General features: G+C 52.5%; 15 protein-coding genes and 1 pseudogene. 8 read left to right on the top strand and 8 right to left on the bottom strand.

Features of this window, described 5'->3' with window-relative positions; genetic code table 11:
- Positions 1–479: 479 nt before the first annotated feature.
- Positions 480–1,157: a hypothetical protein gene (locus tag EP007_RS16725; protein WP_128478915.1), complete on the top strand. Its 678-nt coding sequence runs from the start codon at positions 480–482 to the stop codon at positions 1,155–1,157.
- 322 nt (positions 1,158–1,479) lie between these two features.
- On the opposite strand, the gene EP007_RS16720 is transcribed toward EP007_RS16725, so the two are convergent.
- On the bottom strand, positions 1,480–2,760 hold the full coding sequence (locus EP007_RS16720) for a Cdc6/Cdc18 family protein (RefSeq protein WP_128478914.1): 1,281 nt from the start codon (positions 2,758–2,760) through the stop codon (positions 1,480–1,482).
- A 479-nt stretch (positions 2,761–3,239) separates the two neighbouring features.
- On the opposite strand from EP007_RS16720, the gene EP007_RS17720 reads away from it, so the two are divergent.
- From EP007_RS17720 to EP007_RS17710, 6 genes and pseudogenes are all read left to right on the top strand, one after another.
- Positions 3,240–3,557 carry a homing endonuclease associated repeat-containing protein gene (locus tag EP007_RS17720; protein ID WP_166035702.1) on the top strand — a complete coding sequence of 106 codons (318 nt, stop codon included), beginning with the start codon at positions 3,240–3,242 and terminating at the stop codon, positions 3,555–3,557.
- Between the two features lie 25 nt (positions 3,558–3,582).
- Positions 3,583–4,399: pseudogene (locus EP007_RS16715) on the top strand (ISH3 family transposase); the annotation flags it as partial.
- Between the two features lie 376 nt (positions 4,400–4,775).
- The gene (locus tag EP007_RS16710; RefSeq protein WP_128478913.1) at positions 4,776–5,708 is read left to right on the top strand and encodes a hypothetical protein; all 933 of its coding nucleotides are present in this window, start codon (positions 4,776–4,778) and stop codon (positions 5,706–5,708) included.
- Positions 5,709–5,890: 182 nt separating this feature from the next.
- Positions 5,891–6,157, top strand: coding sequence for a type II toxin-antitoxin system RelE family toxin (locus tag EP007_RS16705; RefSeq protein ID WP_128478912.1), 267 nt, complete (start codon positions 5,891–5,893; stop codon positions 6,155–6,157).
- A 162-nt stretch (positions 6,158–6,319) separates the two neighbouring features.
- Positions 6,320–7,534: a hypothetical protein gene (locus EP007_RS17715; protein ID WP_166035700.1), complete on the top strand. Its 1,215-nt coding sequence runs from the start codon at positions 6,320–6,322 to the stop codon at positions 7,532–7,534.
- Between the two features lie 157 nt (positions 7,535–7,691).
- Positions 7,692–8,183, top strand: a complete 492-nt coding sequence (locus EP007_RS17710; RefSeq protein ID WP_243700512.1) for an HNH endonuclease — start codon at positions 7,692–7,694, stop codon at positions 8,181–8,183.
- A gap of 13 nt (positions 8,184–8,196) precedes the next feature.
- Here EP007_RS17710 and EP007_RS16695 read toward each other — a convergent pair whose 3' ends face one another.
- The 7 genes from EP007_RS16695 to EP007_RS16665 form a co-directional block, all read right to left on the bottom strand.
- Positions 8,197–9,441 (bottom strand): hypothetical protein, encoded by a 1,245-nt coding sequence (locus EP007_RS16695; RefSeq protein ID WP_128478911.1) that lies wholly within the window; start codon positions 9,439–9,441, stop codon positions 8,197–8,199.
- 103 nt (positions 9,442–9,544) lie between these two features.
- Positions 9,545–9,856, bottom strand: coding sequence for a hypothetical protein (locus EP007_RS16690; RefSeq protein WP_128478910.1), 312 nt, complete (start codon positions 9,854–9,856; stop codon positions 9,545–9,547).
- Positions 9,853–10,239, bottom strand: a complete 387-nt coding sequence (locus EP007_RS16685) for a hypothetical protein (protein WP_128478909.1) — start codon at positions 10,237–10,239, stop codon at positions 9,853–9,855. Before EP007_RS16685 ends, EP007_RS16690 begins: the two co-directional genes overlap by 4 nt.
- A 625-nt stretch (positions 10,240–10,864) precedes the next feature.
- Complete coding sequence (locus tag EP007_RS16680; protein WP_243700511.1) at positions 10,865–11,479, bottom strand: DNA-directed RNA polymerase subunit epsilon; 615 nt, start codon at positions 11,477–11,479, stop codon at positions 10,865–10,867.
- A 787-nt stretch (positions 11,480–12,266) separates the two neighbouring features.
- A complete protein-coding gene (locus EP007_RS16675; protein ID WP_128478907.1) occupies positions 12,267–16,478 on the bottom strand; it encodes a hypothetical protein in 4,212 nt (1,403 codons plus the stop codon).
- 350 nt (positions 16,479–16,828) lie between these two features.
- Positions 16,829–19,207, bottom strand: coding sequence for a phospholipase D-like domain-containing protein (locus tag EP007_RS16670; protein ID WP_128478906.1), 2,379 nt, complete (start codon positions 19,205–19,207; stop codon positions 16,829–16,831).
- Positions 19,204–21,093: a hypothetical protein gene (locus EP007_RS16665; RefSeq protein ID WP_128478905.1), complete on the bottom strand. Its 1,890-nt coding sequence runs from the start codon at positions 21,091–21,093 to the stop codon at positions 19,204–19,206. Before EP007_RS16665 ends, EP007_RS16670 begins: the two co-directional genes overlap by 4 nt.
- A 77-nt stretch (positions 21,094–21,170) precedes the next feature.
- Between EP007_RS16665 and EP007_RS16660 the strand changes: the two genes are divergently transcribed.
- Entirely contained in the window at positions 21,171–21,461 is a 291-nt protein-coding gene (locus EP007_RS16660; RefSeq protein ID WP_128478904.1) for a hypothetical protein, read from the top strand.
- Positions 21,462–22,201 lie beyond the last annotated feature (740 nt).

Genomic DNA, 22,201 nt, shown 5'->3' with positions numbered 1-22,201 from the left:
CGAAGAAAAACCGCTACCTGAACGCCGTTTGTTACGAAGCAAATTAATCGTTGAGAGCCTAGTGACGTCAGTTGCTCTCAAGACAGTCGAGTGCTTCCTGTACTCGGTAGCCGGGAACCTGAATACCCATACATAGATCATATAGACATACCGTCAAATAACCTCCCAGTATATCACACATTCCGGCTGATCACCGTTTAAGACACCACAGCAACCACACGCACATATGCTCCTCGGTGCTTACGAACAACCACACTCCGCCCACTCACACCACAACTATCTCGTCTTCATCCTTCTCGACGCTGAAGCACACGGACTCCAGCGAACAACTCCAGAACTGTATGTTTGCGACTGCGGTAACGAACTCACACCGCTCGAACTCGACTGGGGCGACCGAGACAAAACTTCCTGGCCGAACTGCAAATCCTGGCGCAACGGGGGGAAAAAAGCACTGCCCTGAGTGTAACGAATACTTCTCCATGAACCGGCAACAAGCCGCTCATCCCGTCGGCTACGAAGTCCAACCCAAAGACGAGTACGACGCGATAACCGACGAAGCACGCACAGAAGCCAAAAACCGATACGGAAACACCTGTCTTGCTTGCGACAACGACGTCGACGCCGTTCATAGAATTGTCCCACCTCGCTATTACGGCACAGGCGACGCGAAAAATCTTGCACCCCTCTGCAACAATCATCACCGACACTACGGCCACAAATTCGTCGATATCTATTACCCACACGAATGGCGCGACATCGACGGCCTCGACTGGGAAACATACGTCACCGAACTCAAAGCCGACTACGCCTCAAAGGATTCCAATAACGCACAAAAGGTCGTCTCGCTCTGCGAGGATCTCCTCGAGAACGTCGACGACATCCCCTTGATATCAAACCCATACAAACAACCGCGAAAAGACATACCTATCGAATCCACAACCACCGGCAACGAACATCCCCCAGAAGGCATCAAACGCGTCATCAAGAGTGTGAACAACTACTTCGAAGACGCCCCAGGAGCACCACGGGAACGAGCAGCGCTCGAAATTCATGACGAACTCGACCTTCCTCGCGACGATATTACTACGACCATCGACTCACTCATCTCTCGCGGTGAATTATATGAGCCGCAGGAAAACTACCTCAAAGCACTATAATACTCGAGCACAGTACTAGCCGGCGAGCGCGACATTACACAACGAACCGTACATTACTCACTCACACATGCAAAAAACGCCACACTTGAAGACGTCTCTTCCTCTCGAAACATAACCGACACCCGTGAATTCTCCGGATCTACCGACACATCTCCCTTCCAAACCGAGCGTCGAACACAAGCTCCCATGCCCGGATAATACTCTCCCGTATACGGCATCCGAACATCTACCTCTTCGACCGGATTCATCCGACCAGCACTCGCATTCAGGAACACCCCTCTCGCGTCGGCGTCGCCTTCGACACACTCAACGCCTTCGAACGTTAGAACGAGTCGAGCGTCGTCGACGCCCCACCAGTATCGAACAACTCATTTAACCGCTCTTCCTTCTCAAGCGCCTCCTGCGCAAGATCCGGTCGAATCGAGAACTCGTATTCATAATACGACCCTCCCTTTGGGCCCTTGTTCTGCTCGTCCACATCAAGGAATCCTTTCAACGTCAGCTGCGACAACCGGTCGTGAATCGTTCTGTCCGTCCGCACATCCGCATCAATCCGCTTCGCAGCCATCACATACCGTTCATAAATCCGGTTACGCTTCGATGGCGTCTTATCGTCCCGCTCCAATAACAACAACGCATACAACGTCAGCTTGCTTTGCGTCGGCAATCGTCGCAACTCCTCACGAATCTTATTGCGCTCCACAATTTCATCAGCCTGCCTAACGTGCGCTTCCGTAATCACCTCGGACTCCTCGTCCCGAGCCAGATCTCCTGCTTTATACAACCGCTTCAGCGCCTGCCGAGCACTCCCCGAATCTTGTGCAGCGAACGCCGCACACAATGGAATCACATCACCCTCCAAAATGTCGGACTGTAACTCGTAACTTCCATCATCGAGTTGCTCCGCAGTCGTGTCGTGGAACGCCTCGCCAGCCCGCTGCTTCAAAATGTTCCCAAGCTCATTCGCATCGTACGGCGGGAAGTGGATCTCCTCATCAGCTAGCGAATCTTTCACCCGCGCAGAGAGGTTATCGCGGAACGTGAAATCATTCGAGATCCCGATAACACCAACGTACGTCTCCTCAACGTTTCCGTTGTCGTTCGCTCGCGGGAGTTTATACAGAATATCGTCGTCGTTCCCAATTGCGTCAATTTCGTCGAGTATCACCAAGCAGTGCGTTGCGTCGAGCGCTTCCAATTCCTCGAACAGCATATTATAAATCATGCCGCTCGGGTAGCCGGTCGGCTTGATCTGTTCATCCGGCGGACGGAACTGATTGATAAGGTTCGCAGCAACCTGGTAGCTACTATTCAACGATTTGCAGTTCAGTTCAACGACGTGAATATCGACGCCGTCGATGCGCTCCTGATCTTCCGTGAGTCGCTCGACGATCATTCGCGAGGAGAGTGTCTTCCCAACGCCAGTTTGCCCGTATAGAAACAGGTTTTTTGGCGGTGCCCCATTGATGACGGGTTTGAGCGCACTCTGGTACTGGTCGAGTTCCTGGTCGCGCTCAATGAGGCGGTCGGGCTGATAGCCGTCTCGTAAGACAGATTCATCGCGAAAAATCGTCGAGTCAGGAGAGAACGGTTCCAAGCCCATCGTATAGATGACAGACACAGCGTGTGACATAAAACCACCGTTTCACGAGAGTCATCCGTTTCACGAGACACACCCATCGCTTTACGAGAGGCACGAGACAGTTTTGCCACGCGTTCGGACGTAACCCCTCGCCCCCCCCGCCCCCACATTTCACGAGTGTTTCCATTAGATCCCAGGGGAAGAGGTCGAGAACGAACTTTAGATAAGAGAAAGGTTTAATACTGCTCCATATAAACAGTATCTGCAAACTAACACGGCTTCTTTATTTTAGTGAGATTTTATAGGAAGAAGAGTTAGACATGATTTCGTCCAGACTGTCTTCGACACCAACTCTCGTGAAAATCGGGGAGAGGGGGCAAACCAATTACTCTTCTCACCCACCACGACCTCGCTCTCTCTACTTAGAACACCACAACTCTCGTGAAAACCGGGGGGAGATCCCTTCGAAACACCAACTCGTTGCCTCGTACTAAACTCTCATGAAACGCGGGGTGTCTCACCCCAATGCCGGACACTCCCGCACTAGCCGCCAAGACCTCCTCGACGAACTCAAATACTTCCTCAACGATCTCAACCACACATCCATGTTCGAGGACATGAACACGCATGGAAAACACACACTCACCTACCGAAACCGCTTCGACAGTCAGAACAACGCCATCAAACAAGCCGGCCTCGAACCAGATCAAGAGGCCCCGACCACACGCTCCGAACGCGAACGAAAACAACGGCTACTCGAGAATCTTGTCGAACTCGCAGAAGACTTCGGCCACATCCCAACACAGGAAAATCCGTGAGCACACCACGTATAGCCATATCACCTACTATGGTGACGAAGACGACACGGACGGCCTCTATCATTCGCAAGCGAAGCGTGGGACCACCGCGTTCCACGTCTACGCGACACTCTACGCGCGTGTGAGAAACAAACGCTACACGCTGGTGGTGCGCCGTCTTACCGACGTCGACACCGCTAGCAGTGTCCTCGCAGAGTTTCTTGGTATCGTCGACGGCTTTGACTTTGAGGTCAAGGCCGTGTATCTTGACCGCGAATTCTACGACAGCAAGTGCTTGACGCTGCTTCAGGTGCACAACCACGCCTACGTCATGCCGATCGTCCGCTGGGGAAAGACGATCAAGCAAGAACTCTCGGAAGGCTGGAGTCGTGTGATTCAGCACAGTCTGACGGGGAAACTCGACGGTCACGGCTGGACCGTCGAGTTTCCCGTCTACATCGACTGTACCTATCAGAATGGGGGGTATGACGAACATGGCGTGGCGCGTCACGGCTACGCCGCTGACGCGCCGTTCATCAACACTCCACGAGACGCTCGACCACTACGCGAAACGCTTCGGTATCGAGGCGAGCTATCGGCTCTCCGAGCAGAGTATTGCGACGACCTCAACACAGAATCCGGTCGTACGGCTGTTGTACGTCGTGGTGAGTTTGCTGTTGCAGAACGTCTGGCGGTATCTGCACTGGGAGTACGTGGCGACGCCCCGCCGAGGCGGGCGTCGCCTCTGGAAGTGGCCGTTCAGGGAGTTCATTAACATGGTCCGACGGGCAGCGTGGACGGCCCTCGCGGTGCGGCGGGCCGTCCCCGCAAACCGACCACCGGACGACCGGTTTAGCCGGTAACTCCGACCGGGCCAGCCTGCGGTGTGAGTGGCGACGCTGTCGCGTCGGCGGCGGCTGCCGCCGACAGCGACGGCTCTCTGTCGATTCACCCATGATTCTCCCGTCGAGACCGTCAGTGCAACCGCTCCGACACAGAACTCAGGCTTCAGAAACGGTTAGCCGAGGATGCTTTGTGAGGTACTGATTTTCCCTTCTCAGGCGGGATCTCGTCGGGGTAATAGTATTCACCGTCGGCGGTCTGTTCACAGTATCGTTCGATCCAGATAATCCCGAGCAAACTCGCCCCCACCCCCCATTTCTGGCGTCCTCACACAGACACGTAGCCAGTGCCGATCAAGACACCAACTACTATAGGACCGCGTTTTTCGGCTAACGCATGGCCAGCGACACTGAACTGACGGACGCCGAATTAGAACGGATACAGCGGGCCTCAATCCAATACCAGACCGAGATCGACACTGCTCACGTCCGCGAACTTCTTGAAGAGACCTCACCGGACCTGCTTGATGGCCTCTCCGGAGTGACCGCGTACAACCGTCTTCCACCAGAAGAACAACTCGCCCGCGAAATCCAGTTCTTTCGCGCCTGCGAGGCCGACCCCAATACCCGTCCTGACGACCCTGCCTTCTTGTTCACAAAAATGACCGTTGAGCAGGGGATTTCAACTATCACCGTCTACGACGAGTACCACCGGTTCGAGCCATGTGTCGACAAAGTGTTTAAGCTTGATGATGACCAGATAGCCGACCTTCACAGCTACATCACCGCGTTCAAAGACAGTGATTACTATACCACACTTCGGCAGGACACCCAGCCCTTTCTTGAGCACTTCCCCAAATGGAATCCCGCGAATCTGACTGCCGATAATGTTCTGTTCGGGAAGAAACTCTACGAATCCGTCGTGAACATCTGTGAACGCGGGTTTCCGAATCTGCTGGCGATGAAGCGTGTACTCGACGGTGAACGTCCGGAGAACGAACCGCTCCAACGGAAGCGCGCCACATCTGTCCGTCGTGAACTGACGGATACGGACAATATGAACGCCGTCTATTTTGATTTCATCGTGAAAAAGTTCGACCCACGGCTGCGGAACGGTATTGCTCACGGCGACCTGCTCAACGAGACGACGCAACAGGAGGTTCGTATACCGACTGAAGACTGGAGTTACTCCTACGAGGAGTTCAATAAGGTGATCACAGCGAACATTGCGAACGCGCTGTTCCTCACGGGGACGTTCATGGCGCTTGTCGACTGGGAGTTCCAAATGAGGCAGTTCGACGAATCAGGTAGGGACACGCTCGAGCTCTGAATAGCGGATACTGTCCGGTCGTTCTCGCCTTGTTCTGTATTCTCACGCAAAATTGAAGTGATGAGGCTGTATTTGTTGAAATAGAGAATAGGCCACACGCATTGCAGGTCTGGTTCCCACCGGCCTGCGACTGGGTGTTACCCGTATCACAGCCGTGACTGCGGCTGTGATACTGATCACCCATGGCCTACGACATTTCCTTCCGGCGCGATTCCGAGGCGGCTTTCGAGACGCTGGACCGTGAGGCGGCCGCCCGCCTGCAGAAGAAGCTGAAGCGTGTCGCTAGCTGTGACTGGCGGTCGCCTACTGACTGGGACTACTCGCCGTGGAGTGGCCAGGCGACCGGCAAGTTCAACTGGGGCTCCTACCGTGTCTTCGTCGACGTCGACGAGAATGCTGGCGAGATCGTGGTCCACGAGGCCCGCCACCGCGAAAACCTATATCGGTAGTAGAACGCTTGGCCGCCGTTCCCATCCTTTGGACCACTTGTTTTGGCCGCCCTTTCTACCCCTTCATTTCCACCGGATTTTTGCACGACGGCAGTATGGCATTCATCCCTACGCTGATTGTTGCCCGAGCTTTACATCGCGACTATACGGAGTAACACCATCGTGACAAAAAACATTTTCCGATATGTCGACGGAGAAGAGTCACAGAACGACTTCTTCGCCTCTCTCTTATCCTGGGCGGAGACCCCTCGCGTCCTCAACACGATTCATGCAGACGACAGCATCTCGTTCGACGACTCAGCCGAAGTGGTTGCCACACAGCGAGACGGCCTTCCCGAATTTGCGCCGGAAAATGACCACCGCCGGACGCTGGACTGGGTGGTCCGTGATCAAACGAAACTCGTCGGCTACGAGTCGAAATGTGAGGACGGCCTTTCCGATAGCCAACTCCGGGAGGAACGCCGCAAGCTCGAACACAATGCGCATCGTCGTGAGATTCACCTGTTTGCCGTCACGGAAGACGTCTGCGAACCAGAGTTTACGGCCGATGCAACGTGGAAACAGTGGGAAGACATCGGGCAAGCAGTGATCGAGATGGGCGACAAATCAGAGGCGGTCGAAATCATGGCAGACATGTTCCGAGACAAGGGCTACGAAGGCTTCCGCGGCTTCACGGAGTACCGACGCGACGAGCACTGGTTGGTGACGCACCAGAACGAAACAGTCGATCTCGTGCTAGAGGCTACGGACCGTGTCGAAGACCTCCGGCTCTACGACAAGGGTGAGAAGCACCTCGATCACCATAACCGGATCAAAAAGAACATTTATGATGTGAAGGAGAAGGATCACCGGAGTCTAGGCCCGCCGTACCACGTCTTCTCCGTCCACCCACTCGGGTATCGGGACACGGAGACAAACTACAACATCTCCGGGAATAGCTGGTATATCGCCATCATCGTCCCGGCCCTTCATAACGAGGTCTACGTTCAGATGAACACCTATCTGAGTAAGGACACGGACGTGAAGGACCTCCTCCGAGACAACGCTGATGCGCTGACGGACGTTGTCATCGCTAACGACATGCACGTTGAGACTTCGTGGAATAGCCTCTCGAAAGAGGAGTCGCCCACGCGGTACACCGACCCTGAGGATATCCGCCACGTCCTCAGCAAAAAAAGCGGGTACAAGACCGCGAAGCGAATTCGGTTCGTGTGGGACGTGGATACAGACCAATCACCGGACGCGATCATTGAGGAAACGACGGACAAGATGGAACAGCTCCATACCATCTTCTACGACGGGGTCCAGCGGCGAGAGGAATTCGGCGAGGTACCTGAACAGCAATCAGTTGTTGAGGGTTCCGGTAGAGACAAGTAGGTGACATGGTTTGCGGGCGGATGCAGAGATTAGTGATCAGCAGTTGGATACGCACCCTGAGTTGGGGGTGGAGTCGTGGGGAGACGGATATGGCGAGGCAACGGGCGAACTGGTTGCGGAGCATGAAGCTTATCGAGAAACAGGGGCAGGGTATGCGTTGACTGATGAGGGCTGGGAGTTCGTTGAGGGTGCAGTTGAAAAGTGGGCGGATGTAGCGCGGACGGCGACAACGTCAGGTACGGCAGTATCGGCTGGGACGTACGAAACGACGACACATGCCCGTGCGGTGGATCCAGAGTTCCGTGCAACAGCAGTCTCACGGCATGACTGGACGTGCCCGGTGTCCGGTGTTGATCATCCGGGACTGTTAGACGTCGCGCACGTACTCTCGTGGAGCGAGTACCCGGAGTACAGAGCTAATTTGGCGAACGTGTTGCCGTTGAGCAAGACGCATCACGCGGCGTTTAATCGGGAGTTATTCACGATTGACCGAGAGTACCGGCTGCAACTGAACCCGTCGTTCGAGACAGAAAGTGAGTTATTGCAGCGGACGGTTCTTGACCGGACTGGAGAGCGGATCTCGCTCCCGGATGAGAGCCTGAATCCAGAGTACGTGGTACAGCACAACGCGGCGCTTGAGTGGGTGTAGGCTGTACAGATAATCAGCTGAAGTGACGGAGATTGACTAAATGTTCTAACATCCAGTCGTTGTCGAGAACTTCGTCTTTGTCGTCGGTTCCGCCGTCTGTGAGCAGGCCGATGTGGTAGAGGTGGTATTTGAATTGGAAGTGGATGCCTGATTTGTATACCGTCGGATCAGAGAGCATGGATTCGTCGATGTCTCCATCTGCGGTGAGAACGTCTTCGCGTCGGGTTTGGGTGAAGAAGACTTCGACGGTGAGTGGTTGGTTGATGCGGGAGGCTTCTCGGACGACGGCGTCGATGGTTGCGGGTTTGATGCCGCGTTGGTGGAGGCGTTCGAGTGCTTCGATGATGAGTCGGGTTGGGTCGTACTGGATGGCGACTGACCGGGCGAGTTGTGCCCAGCGAGGGGCAAGGTCGAAAAACGGTGTTGATCGGCCTTTCCAAGAGGCGAATTCGTCTAGTGCTGCATCGATGCTCCCGTGTTGGTTGCGGGCGAAGCGGACGACTTCTGCGCCGAGGTGCGTGAGTGTTTCTCCAGCAGGTTGATTGTCGACGAGACCGAGGAGGATTGCCCCGCGGCGGCCGCCCGATACGCTATTGATCACGTGCTCGGAGTAGATCTCAGGCGTATCGCCATCTACAGCGAGGGCGAGTGCGTAGCCGAGGTAGTTCTTCGGATGGTTCACTGGGAAGCTGCCTTCGGTAAGACGATGCGTGGTGGCCTGGAACCGGATTGCATCGATTGTGGTTGAGAAGTCACCGACACCGGTGACGCGAGCTGGTTCGACGAGCGTTGCGTCGTACGGGCTTTCGACGCCGATAACGCCGATGTTGAGGTCGCGTGCGAGGGCGCGTGCCTGGTCGGAGATGCTTTGGATTGGAGCAGCGACGTACCCGATGTTGACTTCAGACAGATGGCTGTGAGCCTGATTGATGCCTTGCCTGACGTCCGCTGCGCTCGGGTCCCTGTTGTGGCCTTTCGCTTCGATTACGGTGACCGGGGTTGTTGTGGCGTCGGCGTTCAGGACTTCGAGAGCGGGCATCCCGACGCCGAGGAGGTCAGGCTCACCGTCTGCTAGGCGGATCGTATTGTACGGCGCAAGACGGCTACGTAGATCCCCGGGGATTTCCCATCCTCCCCATGTCCGTTTGGTGAACTGAGTTTCCGTGACGGCGTAATGGTCTGTGCTCGTGTCGAGATCAGGGTAGAGGGTATCCTTCGCGGCAGCAAGAACAGTGGGTTCGGTGAGTGTAGCTGCCATTGCTACAACCCTTCTCGACCAGTAGTCATTAAACTGGCCGGTTCGAGAGTCTCTCTTTATCCGACCACGGTTACCGAGTCGCGTACAGAACTTGGGATATGCACTACTCGTCGTTAGGGTCGTAGATCTTCCGGATCCACGCGCCTTGTGCGAGTTTCAGCTGTATTTCCTCCCCGTTTTCCCAGAGGTTGTCGAAGCCGCCGAAGACGTAGCCGCAGCCTTCGTCAAGGGTGATGTCTTCGTTAAAGACGACGCAGGGTCGTTGGACGTCGCCGCGGTCGCTATTGCCCAGCATGACTTTCTGGTGGGGGGTGTGGTTGTTGAGGTCGATACTGTAGTTGACGAACGCTTTCGTTTTGATGAATCCGTTGGTGCCGTCGAACTCGTCGATGTGGAGGAACGGTGGGCTGCTCACCGGTGCTCACCTCCCCGGATGACGGTGACTTGTCCGCAGGTTTGGACAGCGGGTTGGGGTTCTCCGCAGGTTGGACAGCGTGTGTCGGTAATCGGGTCTATGAGGTCGTCGCAGGCGTCGCACATCACGAGGCCGGTCGTGTCGAGACGACCGTCGTTGATGAGGACGGTGCGGAGCCAGCCGTCGCGGACGAGCATGAGTGCGTCCATGGGTTCGTAGAGGCGGGCGTGGCTGCATCGGGCGGCGGGGGCTTCGACGGGTTTGGCGGCGCGCCAGGCGGCTTCGAGCGCGCGGTCCGTAGGGAAGCGTTCGTGCCAGCGGTCGCGGGCGTGTTGTTTGATCGGCGGGAGATACGTCTGGTCGAGGTTGGTGTGGCTGGACATTGGTCGAAGGAACCGCGTGTGGTGATACTTCGTCGTCTGTGTGCCAGTGGCTGCTTAGGGGTGTATCTACGCTGGCCAGTGTTGCCACTGGGCGCGTTGATACGTGCTGGTGAGGAGACCCGGCGAGTTGAGCCTTCGAGAGAGTTGGAACTCTCTGGAGGAGTGCCGAAGGGTCTCTAAGGGAGCGTCGCTGGCTAACGACGAGAGGCGATTCGTGAACTACGCGCGTACGATGGAATAGTACACCGAAGCGGTTGGCTGGGTCGAAGCTTCGAAGCTCGCGTGCGTATTGGAATACTCCTTTGTGGCTGAAGCAGAGTCCTCGTGAACTGACCTTTTCTGAAAAGGGGTTACGAAGGGGCCAGAGTTGGGTACCCTGCTTGCCGAAGGGCTGGCGAACTTCGCGTGTTAATTGGCAGCCAGGCCGTCGCTCCGCCTTATGGCGGAACCGACGACCGACGACCCTCAACCCGCGTATTGTCGCAGGGAATAGTTAAATATATATTGCTATAAGGAATAATGGCCCTGAATACAATTACTATAACGTATCTATCGGCAGAGTAAGGGGGGTATCGTTATCCAACGAGGGCTCCGCCGTGGTATATTCAGCGGGTACAAGGCGTAATCACAGTGGAAAGTGATCGTGTTTTTTGAGTTCACGTTTGACGAGTTGTGAAACGCTGTAGAGATCGGATTTTGAAACGTCCTGCTCGTCCAGCAGGTTTTGAAACTCGTCTTGTTCCAGCATCCGCTTCGGGAGTTGGTCGTCATCGATATCCGGGAGTGCTTCCTCAGGGATCCGGTTGAACCGGTCCCACTCAACGACGACTTTGATCGTTGCGAGGGCAACTTTTGACAGGCGTTTCTGCCGACCGAATCGATCAAGGTTCATGGTAGTCATCGCGGTGACTGCCGCTTGTTGCTGATAAGCGGGGAGATCGAGAGCAGAGCAGAAGGCCTCGGTTACACGGACTTTGTCGCGGACTGCTTCACGGGTGCTGTGATTGCCGTCAGAACGATGACGGCCTTCATTATGCCGGATGAGTTTCGTTACATCTCCGCCAGCACTTCCGATGCCAACGCGAGTCTCACCAAATGGATCATACCCCGAGGAATACACATCCGGGGAATGGTCGCGCTCCTGTTGGCGGGAGGGTCGGAGCTCCGGAGTTTCATCGACAAGAGCACTATCTGCTTCCTCTGACTCCGTTTGATCTACGGAGGTGATTTTCTCACTCACAACTATGTACCAACTATAGGCAGAACAGATACCAGAACCCTATAGTTCTTACTTGGACTGATTCGAGAAGAGATATCTGCCCTTCACCGTCGTACTATAGGTTGGTTAGGAGTAGAGGATGACGGGACGGCGGTCGCCGCTAAGTTTATCATCGGGAAGGTGGTCGGCGAAGTCGTCGCGGTCCTCGTCGCCGAGGAGTTAGTTGAGGACGTCAATGGCGGAGGGGCGCGGAGGAGTGAGTTATTGTCGTCCCCGCAGTTTTCGTCGAAAGTACAGACAGGGTAGCTGTTGGGTTGGCTGCAGTAACAGTCGCGGAGGTGGTCGCGGGCGCGTTCGGCGAGTGTTTCGACGTTTTCGTAGATAGAGAGTAAAGCCGAGACTACTGTCAACGCGGTCGTAGACGAACCAGCCGGATGCGGGGCGACCAGTAAAGTCCTAATCACCATTCTGTTGGTCGTGTTAACTTAGACAGAATCGGGAGATGCAGACCGTTTTTCGCGGTCTCACTCTGTCGGCTTTATATGTGGTTTGTGTTGGTGTCGTGGCGACAGGTTGCTGCTGCGGCCGATCACCGCTGTTTCGGAATGAAGTCGCTGAAATCAACGCGCTGACTCAGCCAGCACCGACGCCTCATAACCGCCCGACTGCGATCGGATACGCTCCTAACTTAACACGACCATTCTGTTACGGAAGATAGATCTCCAGTATCAGTCATAAATGTAGTAGTGGAGCAACTGAGTAATAGAAGGACTATATTAGATTTAGTATGTCCAGTTGGTGAAGGACGTTACTCTGTTTTTCCTTGAAGGGTGTGTTTGAGTCGGTTGATTGAGGCGAGCTCTTGGGATTCTAAGACAGGTATCGAGAGCTTAGCCGTGAGAGCCCAGTTGTTGTTTATGTCATGGACGAGTTGAACCAGATTGTTGTAGTGGAGGAAGCCGGCGAGCGGTGGGACCACAAGGTGGATTTCAGATATAGATGCGTGGTCACGGTACTTTTCGATTGTTTCTTTGATTGAGAGGGTCGGTGTACCAGTCCCGTACAAGGTTTCGATTTCGAAAACAGTATTATTACACTGAATATCAGGAATCAGGTTACTGCTGCTACTGTCAGCGAGTGGCGTGTCCGTTTCCGTCGTTACTGAACTGAACGGGTATCCTTCAGATTCGATTAACCAGCGGACGACGAACACTTTGAGTGCAAAATGCAGCGTGCTTTCGTTGCCGCGGCTGCTATCACCTGATTGATTTGGGCGGACCTCCATTACAGGTGAGCGTGCTTCGTCGTCAGTCGTAATTGGCGTAGTTAATCCGTCATGTAGCTGGGTCCAAGCGCGGCGTTCTGCGAGGGTGAAGATGTCGTCGAACGTATCGAACGCAGTTGAAGGATCGCGGTGTTTGAGTTCGCTTTGGAGATCTGGGTAGCCCCAGAGTGCTTCAGCTGTTGAGATTGCTTGCTCATAGTAACTATCGTTGTTGCTGTACTCGTCGATCGGTAGTCGAGGTTTTAGTTCGATTATTTGTGGGCGATGGGGACGGACATGTTCGTGAAGCTCCTGTCTAAATTCATGGACGAAATTACTGGGCAGCTGGAAGACCAGGAATCCGAGTCCTTGGGTGTCCAACTCTTGAATACGTCGGCGAATTTGCTCCCAGCGCACGGCATTGCCTGTAATTGAGTTAGCTGTCGATCGAGCATGGTCAAAGAAGTCTCCGTCTGTTTCATCGATGAATTCAATACGACTGCCTGCTTTCAGTCGGCGTTCGATATTGTCGGAGTCACCTCGAATATGTCCGCGGGGAAGGCCGCCTTCGAGCTGGTGATAGAGTTCTCGACAGAGGAACTGAACGGTTGTCCCATATCGATCTGTCTGGGGCTTGTGGACCAAGAGAATGAGTGGTCGATCCCGTAATACGTCTGCGGGGAACGATCCATTTGGTTGCTGAAACATTTCACCCACCAAATCAAGTCCATCTGGTGGTGACTCGTACTGCTGATCAGCCTTTATACTCGGCCCAGCGTTGTCGTCCGTGGTTGTCTCGGATGTTAGTTCTTCGACTGTCTGTTCTTTTTCAGTGAGTTCTGATTGTTCTGGAGAAGACTCGGTTGGTGTGTCATTAGTATCAATATCGAGGGTCTGACGGTGAAGCGGATAGTCGTTGTTGAACGCGTTGATTATTGGGGACGCGATCTCATCGTACGGGAGACTGCGGTAGAATTCAAAGCTATCGTCGGTGAGACCAATGGCTAGGAAATTGCCGTAGCTGTCTTGTCGGCGGTTAAGAACGGTCTCGTAGTACTCACTGGTGATGATTACGACTGCTGTTCGATCCAGCCATTCTTCGTTGTTTTCAGTAAGCCACGGAGCAATTACTACCTGAATTTGTTCTTCGTCACGCGTTAGTAAGTGTCCTTCATATATTCGTTTCTGCTCGTCGAAGGAGAGTGTTACGTCTATCACATCTGCCTGACTCAGGTAGTGTTCGGTCTCGTCAGTCTTCGGTACACACCGACGTTTTGTCTCGGTAAGCCATTGAGAGACTTCGTTCACGAGACGAGGGTCAAGGAAGACTGTATCATCGCGCTCTGCAAGGACTCCGTCGATCATCTCAAACGCCATCCAAGCATCCCGATCAATACTTAGTAAGGCGTCTCGAAGCTCCGACCGCGAGACCTGCCCGTTGTTTTCAACTACATATTCAAGACCAGCGAGCTGCGGAATATCACTTTCATAGTCGTCGAAGACGTCGATATTTGTGGATTCGGGGGAGACGTGTGTCGCGTTCAGGAATAGGTTTGTGTTCTCCTGGACACCGTGGTAAAGTGCGTACTTCTGCCCCGTCGAATTGTTATTGGAATCCACGTAGGTCGCAATTGAGCAGATTCCACAGCTAACCAGGAGGTCTAATAGTGATGAGTCTATTGTAGGTGGTTCACCAAACCAGAATTCATGATACACGTCGAATTTCGGTTGCAAGTCGAGGTCAGGTCGGATCATTCGTTTGTCTCCCCAACTAGTGAGGAAAACATGGATGAGACGACGCTCTTTGAGCGACAGGTCTTGGATTCGGTTTTTGAGACTTTTCTCAAACTGGTCACCGAATCGGTCGTACACTTGTTTCTCGTCTCGGAATTCAACTAAATCAATGCCGGCACGATCTACGAGAATTTTTCTGAGCGTTTCTTTAATCTCTGATCGCTCGGCGTCTGAAAGTGAGGGATAACGGATCTCCAGTGTTTCTTCAACGTCTGCCCAGAGTATTTGCTCAGTATAGCCACTCCGATCGATTGATGTTTTCGTTGTTCGTTTAGCTGCAATTGTGTACAATGCTTCTTGATAGGGTTGGCTGTACTCCGCGATTTCGTCGAATGCTGCTTCAAGCGAAATCTGCTCGCGTTGTTCTATAATCTTCTTTGCACGCTGAACCGAAGAACTGTTCGGCTGTTTCCACTCAAACTGATCAAATTCGTTCTTTACAGCTGTGAGGCCGTCAACATCACCGAGTGCACTGAATTCGCTGTTTGTTGTTGGCTTCTCAATAGCTGTCCCAGAACAATGATATCGATCACGCTCAAGATGCGCATCCTCAAATCCGAATTCACGTGGGGAAGGAACCAGTACTACCTTCTGAGTAAAAGGGTTCTTGTCAGGATCTGACCGATTGCTACTACTACCCTTGATAAATGCAGGATAGTGATATTGATTTGAGCTCCAACTATTCCCGTGGAGCACAATTAGTATCTCCTCGTCTTGTTCTATCGCTTCATCGAAATCGAAGAAAACCTGGCATTCGGCGTTCTCAACCCCGTTAAGTCGGTCTTGGATTTCTGAGTACAGTTCATTGACTACTTGTTCAGCAATATCGGAAACCTCGTCGCGGACTGCCAAATACTTAGTTTGTGGGACGACAGCACCGGCAGCGACGAGTTGTTGCTTCATTTCTTCTGTCTTACCGCGGAATCCACTATTCCACTCCAAAATCAACTCCCAATACGTTTCAAACGCAGTCTTACATGCTGTCCGGTCAAACGATAACCATTGTTCTAATTCGTCACGATGCTTCTCAAATAATCGGTCAATATCGATTTGGAAGGCATTATGGTCAACGTCGAGTCCTGCCTGGCGCAACTCTTGAGAGATCTGGTCTGGATCGTCTTCCCGAAGATAATATGAAAGCACTTCTTGCACGTTAGAACAACGAATTCTCTCTTCAGCACTAAGTTGCAGTAACGCCGTTACTGTGTCGCCAAAGAATACGGCGAGAGCTTTCAGGTATTCTTCATCGTTCAATCTCCTCTCAATATTATCCCGTATTTTCTCTGTCAAATCACCGATCTCGTCCATTGCCGTCCCGATAGCCGGAGTAGCTTGGAGTCGTTCGTCAGTAAAGAAGACCGGTAAAAATTTCTGAGGCTCTGAGATTTGATTGCGATGTTCGTCAAGATACCACTTAAATTCCGTTTCATCAGAATGTGCCAGCCACAAGAGTCGGCTTAAGTACTCTTGTTCCGAGATTGCGTCAGCAATTGATTCGCTGAGCTCTTCACAAACTGTTGTCTGCATATCATCTGCTTGTCGCACGAACTCGCAGGCTCTATCAGTTAACTGAACTGGATCTGTATCTCGTTTACTACTAATGAACGGTCCTTTGAGCTCAGCATAGACTTCACCGACATTGTCTCCCCTAGCTAGTGATTGCTCATACAACCGCTTAGCTTGAAAGCCAGTTATATCAAAAGTCGTGTCGTTGCGTTCTATCAGCCACAGAAACGTCAAGAGATGAAGTTCCTCGTCAGACGGTGGTGTCGGCTTACTCTTCCCGTCATCACCACTCGGCTCTCCACTACCATTTCCACCACCGTTTGGTGGCTTTTCATCGCTATGTATCCCGTTAGATCCGCTCCTTGTACCCCGTATACTAGTGCTTTCTTGTCCCTCCGATGTACTCTCTTGATTACTGTGTGACTCACGCCGCTCATTAGTTGTCTCTTCAGTCATTATCTAATCATATCACAAAAAGATAAAAAGACTTATGGCTAGTTCTTTCCGTTGCGGAGGATGCCATAGAGTACTTCGTATTTCTACTAGGTGGTACCCTGATTCAATCTATATACGGTTTGTATTCAGCCCGGAGAACGACCAGGGCTTTGATACGAATCGGACAAACCCTTGGAGGGCAGAGATATGGAGATTCCTTACAGACAGAATCGAAACCCCAGTTCAGGCGAAATAGCGTGACAGTGGATGGTCTCTATTTTCGGCTTCATTGAATCCGCAGGGGCGACAGATTTCATTATTTGACGGCTTGTTCGATATTGTAGACTGCAGCGACGGTGCTTGGAATACTCTTATTCGTGGAGGAATTGCATGATGTATCGTCGTGCGTGGCGTTGCTTGCGGAATTCGCGTGGTGGTCTCCGGGTGAGTGATGCGGTCTGGAAGGTCTCTGGTAGGTCTCCGAATTGCTTCCACATTGACTCAGCTAGGGTATTGATTCGTTGCTCTGAGACATTAGTTAGTGGTTGTTGGTTTGGGAGACACTTGTGGATGAGATTCTCGAAGTCCGATCCGTAATAGGTGGCGAACTCATTATGTTCTGTTGTCATGAGCGTGTCTGCGATTAGAGCGCCAAACAGGACGTTTGCTGCAATATTCTCTAGAAGAAATGCATGTACTTGTTCTGTATTCGGTAATGTGGTTGCTTGTCTGAGAAACTGGGCGACGAGCGATCCGTTTTCGTCTCCGAATCCAGGTTCTGTACGCGAGTAGAGGGTTTTCGTGTATTTGCGTGGGAGTTCATGCGGGAACGAGTCTAGTGATTTGTTTTGTGCTTGGAGTTCGTTCCGGGTGATTTCGAGCCATGCATTTGTCCGGTTAACTGCTGCTAAGCGTTGACCGGCCAGCTCAATGACGTGCTCCGTAGCGGTATCATCGCTGTGTAGCTCATGGTTGAGCTGTCGGAGCTGGTCAGTCCACATCTCATAGTATGCAGACAGTTGGGATTCGGGATCTCGTGAATTGGTTGATCCAGCGTAGGATGGTAGCGTAATCCCCTCACTAAGACCGTCATTTTCATCGTCCGCTTCAGAGTCAGTTGATTTATCTTGGTCGTGTGATCCCTGCTGAGCGGTCTGCTGGTCTAACTGGGTTGCTAGTGTGCCGAGGAATTCAAGCTGATCAGTACGCTGCTGGTCACCACCAAGGAAAATATCTTGTACACTCCGCCAGACGGAGTCAACGCCATCACCCTCGGCAGCAGCTTCGGCGGCACGATCGACGTCGCGTGACTCAATGGCAAGCCAGCGCTCTAAACCAGGTTCCGTATTCCACTTCGGAACAACTTGTGACGGTTTTGAGAGTGCCGCAAGTCGAGTACTGTCGCTCACGCGCCGGCTGAACGTGTATAGATCTGTCCCAGAGTCTGTTACTGGTGATAGTTCACTACCAGTAAAAGTGAACGAAAATGATTCAGTTGTCGTTGTTGGACAGACGTCTATCTCTAAGTTGTCATCATTGGTCACTGAATCAGTGATCTGGATGTGGCCATGGAGTCGGCCGCCTTCGAAGACCTCGCTTCGAGTGAAATCAATACTCTGGAGACCGATTGTTTCTTGCTCTGGTGGTTCTGGAGGCTGATAGTCAGGCGTGGACTGGGGCGTAAATTCTTCGAGACCACCAGCTAGCTGGTGGTTGGTGAAGTTATCAAAGAGGTATTCGTAGTTGTCCTGCTTGGGTGTCCGGCGGAGTACAGCGACCTCGACATTTCCGTGTCCTTCAGTTGCAGTACCTGCGGAGTCAAGGAGTGCCGACCGAGAGGCCTTCGCGCTGCCTGCGAGACAGTACGTTGCTGTGTCTGATTGCAGAACAATTAGTTTCCCATGGACGTATCGGTCTTGGTCAAAGACCACTATTTCCGCGGCCTCTTGTTGGCTGGCCCACTCCTGAAGTGTGTCGCTATTGATTTGCGTGCTGCCGTGTTGAAGCCACACCCGCGTCGAAATATTATCTTCTGTGACTGTTTCTGGGACGGCCATGCCTGTCCCGTAGAATGGGGCAACGATACCGACACGCTGTATCCGTTCACCACGAGTTTCAATTCGACGCTGGACTTGATCAAGTAATGGCTGCTCTAAATTATGCAGAACATCGACGACTTCATCAGCCTGCTCACGGTCTGGTATGTCCGTGTTTGTGTCTGTAAGCCACTCTGTCGCCTCAAGGACGCGAGTCGCCTGCTCTCGTGCTGTCTTCCCTATGGCTTCAGCGGTAGTGTGATCAATCAGGTCGCTATAGAAGCGTCGAATCCCATTGAGCGCCTGTACTTCTGGAGTGCTGCGTAGGTCACTTTCATTTGCGATGTCGAATTTTGAAATGATTTCTTGATTGTGGTCGAACGCTGCCTCAGTGAGGTTGGCACTCCCAACGAAGCCGATTGCACGCTCTTCACCGCCGAAGAAGAAGACTTTTGCATGGAACCGTCGCTGTGGGACCCGGACGGGTGCGAGATAGTATACTTGGCCAGCTTGTTCCGGCGATAGTCCCTCGTCACTGACTGTCTCGCGGTAGGAGCCAGCGTCAAGGAAAACAACCGTGTCACCCTTGGTTGATTTCCGTCGAAGCATCGGCAGTAGCGTCCCTTCGAAGTAATCACTATTGAATACGAAAGTAGATAGTAACGCGCCTTCGAATGTCCGTCGCCGCTCATCGAACGCTTGCTGCAGCTTCATGGCTGGATCCCGTATCGTTCGAACACCCGCTGACCACGGTCATTCGGCGTGAATTCATCCCTGTTCGGCGATGTTGTTAAGTCTAGCTCGTAGAGAATATCGGTCAGCCGTTCAATTCGAAGCCAGGACTGTTCGAGATGGCTTGTCTTGTACATTGATTTGAACTCCCATTGCCCGTCTGGACGGCGTGTCATGTGCCGGGCAGTCTGTGATGGGTGATCTCTGATTTTTCGCTGGGTGATGCGGTGATGTTTTGCGACGATCCGATTTTTCGTGAATGTCTTCATGAACGACGCAACGGGACTGGACGCATCAAGGCCGGGATCCTGTCGCCATAGATACGAAGGGCTTGGGGAGGACTCAATGTGGTTAAACCACGTTCGGTACGGGTCAAATGCCTCGTCTTCGGCGTAAGTCTGTCCGCGCTGGTGGAGTCGTGTAAGTAGTACGGTTGCGTATCCGGCAAGCCGATGTGCCCGCTCAGCGTCAGTCAACCCACTCTGATTCGACTGAAGCAGATCATGAAGCACGCGCGCAGACGCCGAACCTACCCCGAATCCAGTATCACTACACTCCGCGGGAAGACTAGTCCGGAGTGTGCCCCACGTAAGTTCGTCTCCGTCAGCTTGGTCAAAGTCAGACGGTAGTTGATGCTCCAACTCAATAGATCCCTTGTACCAGTTACCGTAGTAGACAGCGTCTAAAACGCGCCAAAGCTGGTCAGGATTTGACTCATCGACCGTAACCGCCACGTCGTCTGCCGCTACACTCCGAATTGTCCTTATATAGTCGTCAGCGTTGAACACTCGGTCTAAGAGCCGTGATGTCGATATAAGCTCCCAAGCTCGAAGGCCATGAAGCCACGCTTTCAGGAGGCCTTCGCAGGCAACGACAAAATAGTGGGTGTACACGAATAGTTGCCATGCCCGGCGGATATCCGACAGGGTCGGCATATCCCATTCGGTTGCCGCTGGTGGTTTCTGCACCCGCGCTGCGGTACCGAGGAACAAGAGTACTGATGCTCGACCGCGGTCGCCGAGTCGGTTGTGTACGTACTCGCCGAGATTTGTCTCGTCTTCTTCAGAGTCAAACAGGGATTCAATATCGATGGTAGTGCCGTCATTGGTTGCTAGATCTCGCGGATACCACGTCTCAAGTGAGAGTTCGTCAGGACCGTCAACTGGTTTGAACGCTAGTTCATGAGGGGTGTCTGTCCGCGTTATACACGACAAGACGGCTCCCGTGAGAAGTTCCCGTTCACTATCGGCAGCTTGGAGGAGACAACAGCAACCATCAGTAGCGAACCGCTGGATGAGTTCTTGAGAAACTTGTCCTGTCTCGACAGCGGTGTGAAGTTCATCGAATTCAGTTTGGACTGCGTCGTCGAACGCTTCGGCTAATTGTTGACCAAGCGGCGTGAGGGTGAACTTCCCGTCAATCAACCACAGTCGTTGCAAGAGGCTGTGATAGTACGTATCGAATCCAGAGCCGGCAGAGCTTGTTAGTTCGAACTCGTTTTCTGTGAGATCAAATGTGGACGTGTCAGGTGTATACTTGTCTGCGAGATACTCGTCGTCTATCTTCCGTTCTGCCCCGACAATGCCGTTGGTTGAGTGTCCGTCGTCAGGACAATCGTGTGCGATGTTGGCGAGGAAGAATATTTTCTCGAATTGTGCGCGAGTAGTCTTTGATGGTGCATCGAGATTGTCAAGACACCATGCCCAAAAGGAAAGATATCTGAGTCGATAAGTGATCGCGTCGCTGAAAAATGGATAAAGGAGATCATTGAGTAAGGGACGATTCCGCGTTGTCGTAACCCCAACTGGGTTTTGCCGACTAACGCGCTGGGGTTTCTCCGTCCATACTGGACCTGTAACCGAATCCATTGATAGAACAATTAGTAATATACACTTAAATAAATATATTGCGGGTAGCCAATCACTCCATTATAGACACAACAACCATGTTGTCCGGTATCTCAGAAGAACATATTATTCAAGAGGAAACGGAGGAATGGCCAGACAAAACCGTCGGTGAGGATGTTACCCGGATCAGGTACAATCAGACGGATCCGAACGTGATTAGCGATGGTGTTGACGTAATCGAAATCCTAGAAGACGCTGAGGACCTTTACCAGCTCAAGTACTGGGGATACTGGTCAGGGTTGCTCACCGTGACTGAGGAGGGTTCCTCGAAGCACGCCGAGGTCACGATGGTCGATGCCGCAACGAAAGCTGCCGACTCGATGTGGTAGTTATCAGCGGTAAATCTCTAATGTAGACGTGCATTACAACCACTTCTTGTAATCTTGGATAAGTACAATACACCGTAGAAGGACAGTATTGAAATTAATATGGCAAGATTCATAGACATGTTTTATGAAATATGCAAAAACAGTATCTTCCTGATACTGCTTGGATTCGGAGGTAGCTACATGGGTTGGCAGGTTGTCTCAACTCCAACACCCCGGATTGCTCTATGAAGCAAATCCAAAAGGTGCAATACTCGCCAAACCTGCGGCCATTGTTTTCATTCTATTGTCGGTCAGTATGGTTTGGCTTGGTGCGAAGGCAATCTCTATGGACGCTTAAATAATAGGACTCAGAGTGTTATATATGGGAAATCGAATCAAGGCGTTATTCCGCACTTTCGCGTTGTTCTATGGCAAGATTGCAATGAGTCTCGGTTTTGGCTTCGGTGGAGCTCTCGGTCTATGGGATTCCAACAATACTTTGGCAATTAATTACAGGCCGAGACATACCTGGTGACGGTAAAGTTGCTACTGCCGTCCAGCGTCTTTACCAATGGCCAATCAATGTTACAAAGTTTGCATTGACTGGAGAAGGGAAAATCCAATGGCTGCCATAGAAACATCGAACGATGCCATTTCAGGGAGGTCATTAGTACCCCCAGAAAGAGACGTTTGAACGCATAGAGCCGGTTTCAGGAAAGCCAAAATAGGACAGAACAAACCAAAAAGGAAATACCACCCTC

The organism is Halorussus pelagicus (assembly GCF_004087835.1).
GTDB lineage: Archaea > Halobacteriota > Halobacteria > Halobacteriales > Haladaptataceae > Halorussus > Halorussus pelagicus.
Note: the sequence above shows the minus strand (reverse complement) of the source record. Positions and strands in the feature narration are given on the sequence as shown.

What these genes read in the sequence shown, in the direction of transcription:
- EP007_RS16660 (WP_128478904.1), top strand. Translation starts at nt 21,171, where the DNA reads ATGTTGTCCGGTATCTCAGAAGAACATATTATTCAAGAGGAAACGGAG.
- EP007_RS16720 (WP_128478914.1), bottom strand. Translation starts at nt 2,760, where the DNA reads ATGGGCTTGGAACCGTTCTCTCCTGACTCGACGATTTTTCGCGATGAA.
- EP007_RS16725 (WP_128478915.1), top strand. Translation starts at nt 480, where the DNA reads ATGAACCGGCAACAAGCCGCTCATCCCGTCGGCTACGAAGTCCAACCC.
- EP007_RS16670 (WP_128478906.1), bottom strand. Translation starts at nt 19,207, where the DNA reads ATGAAGCTGCAGCAAGCGTTCGATGAGCGGCGACGGACATTCGAAGGC.
- EP007_RS16665 (WP_128478905.1), bottom strand. Translation starts at nt 21,093, where the DNA reads ATGGATTCGGTTACAGGTCCAGTATGGACGGAGAAACCCCAGCGCGTT.
- EP007_RS16710 (WP_128478913.1), top strand. Translation starts at nt 4,776, where the DNA reads ATGGCCAGCGACACTGAACTGACGGACGCCGAATTAGAACGGATACAG.
- EP007_RS16695 (WP_128478911.1), bottom strand. Translation starts at nt 9,441, where the DNA reads ATGGCAGCTACACTCACCGAACCCACTGTTCTTGCTGCCGCGAAGGAT.
- EP007_RS17720 (WP_166035702.1), top strand. Translation starts at nt 3,240, where the DNA reads ATGAAACGCGGGGTGTCTCACCCCAATGCCGGACACTCCCGCACTAGC.
- EP007_RS16675 (WP_128478907.1), bottom strand. Translation starts at nt 16,478, where the DNA reads ATGACTGAAGAGACAACTAATGAGCGGCGTGAGTCACACAGTAATCAA.
- EP007_RS16705 (WP_128478912.1), top strand. Translation starts at nt 5,891, where the DNA reads ATGGCCTACGACATTTCCTTCCGGCGCGATTCCGAGGCGGCTTTCGAG.
- EP007_RS16685 (WP_128478909.1), bottom strand. Translation starts at nt 10,239, where the DNA reads ATGTCCAGCCACACCAACCTCGACCAGACGTATCTCCCGCCGATCAAA.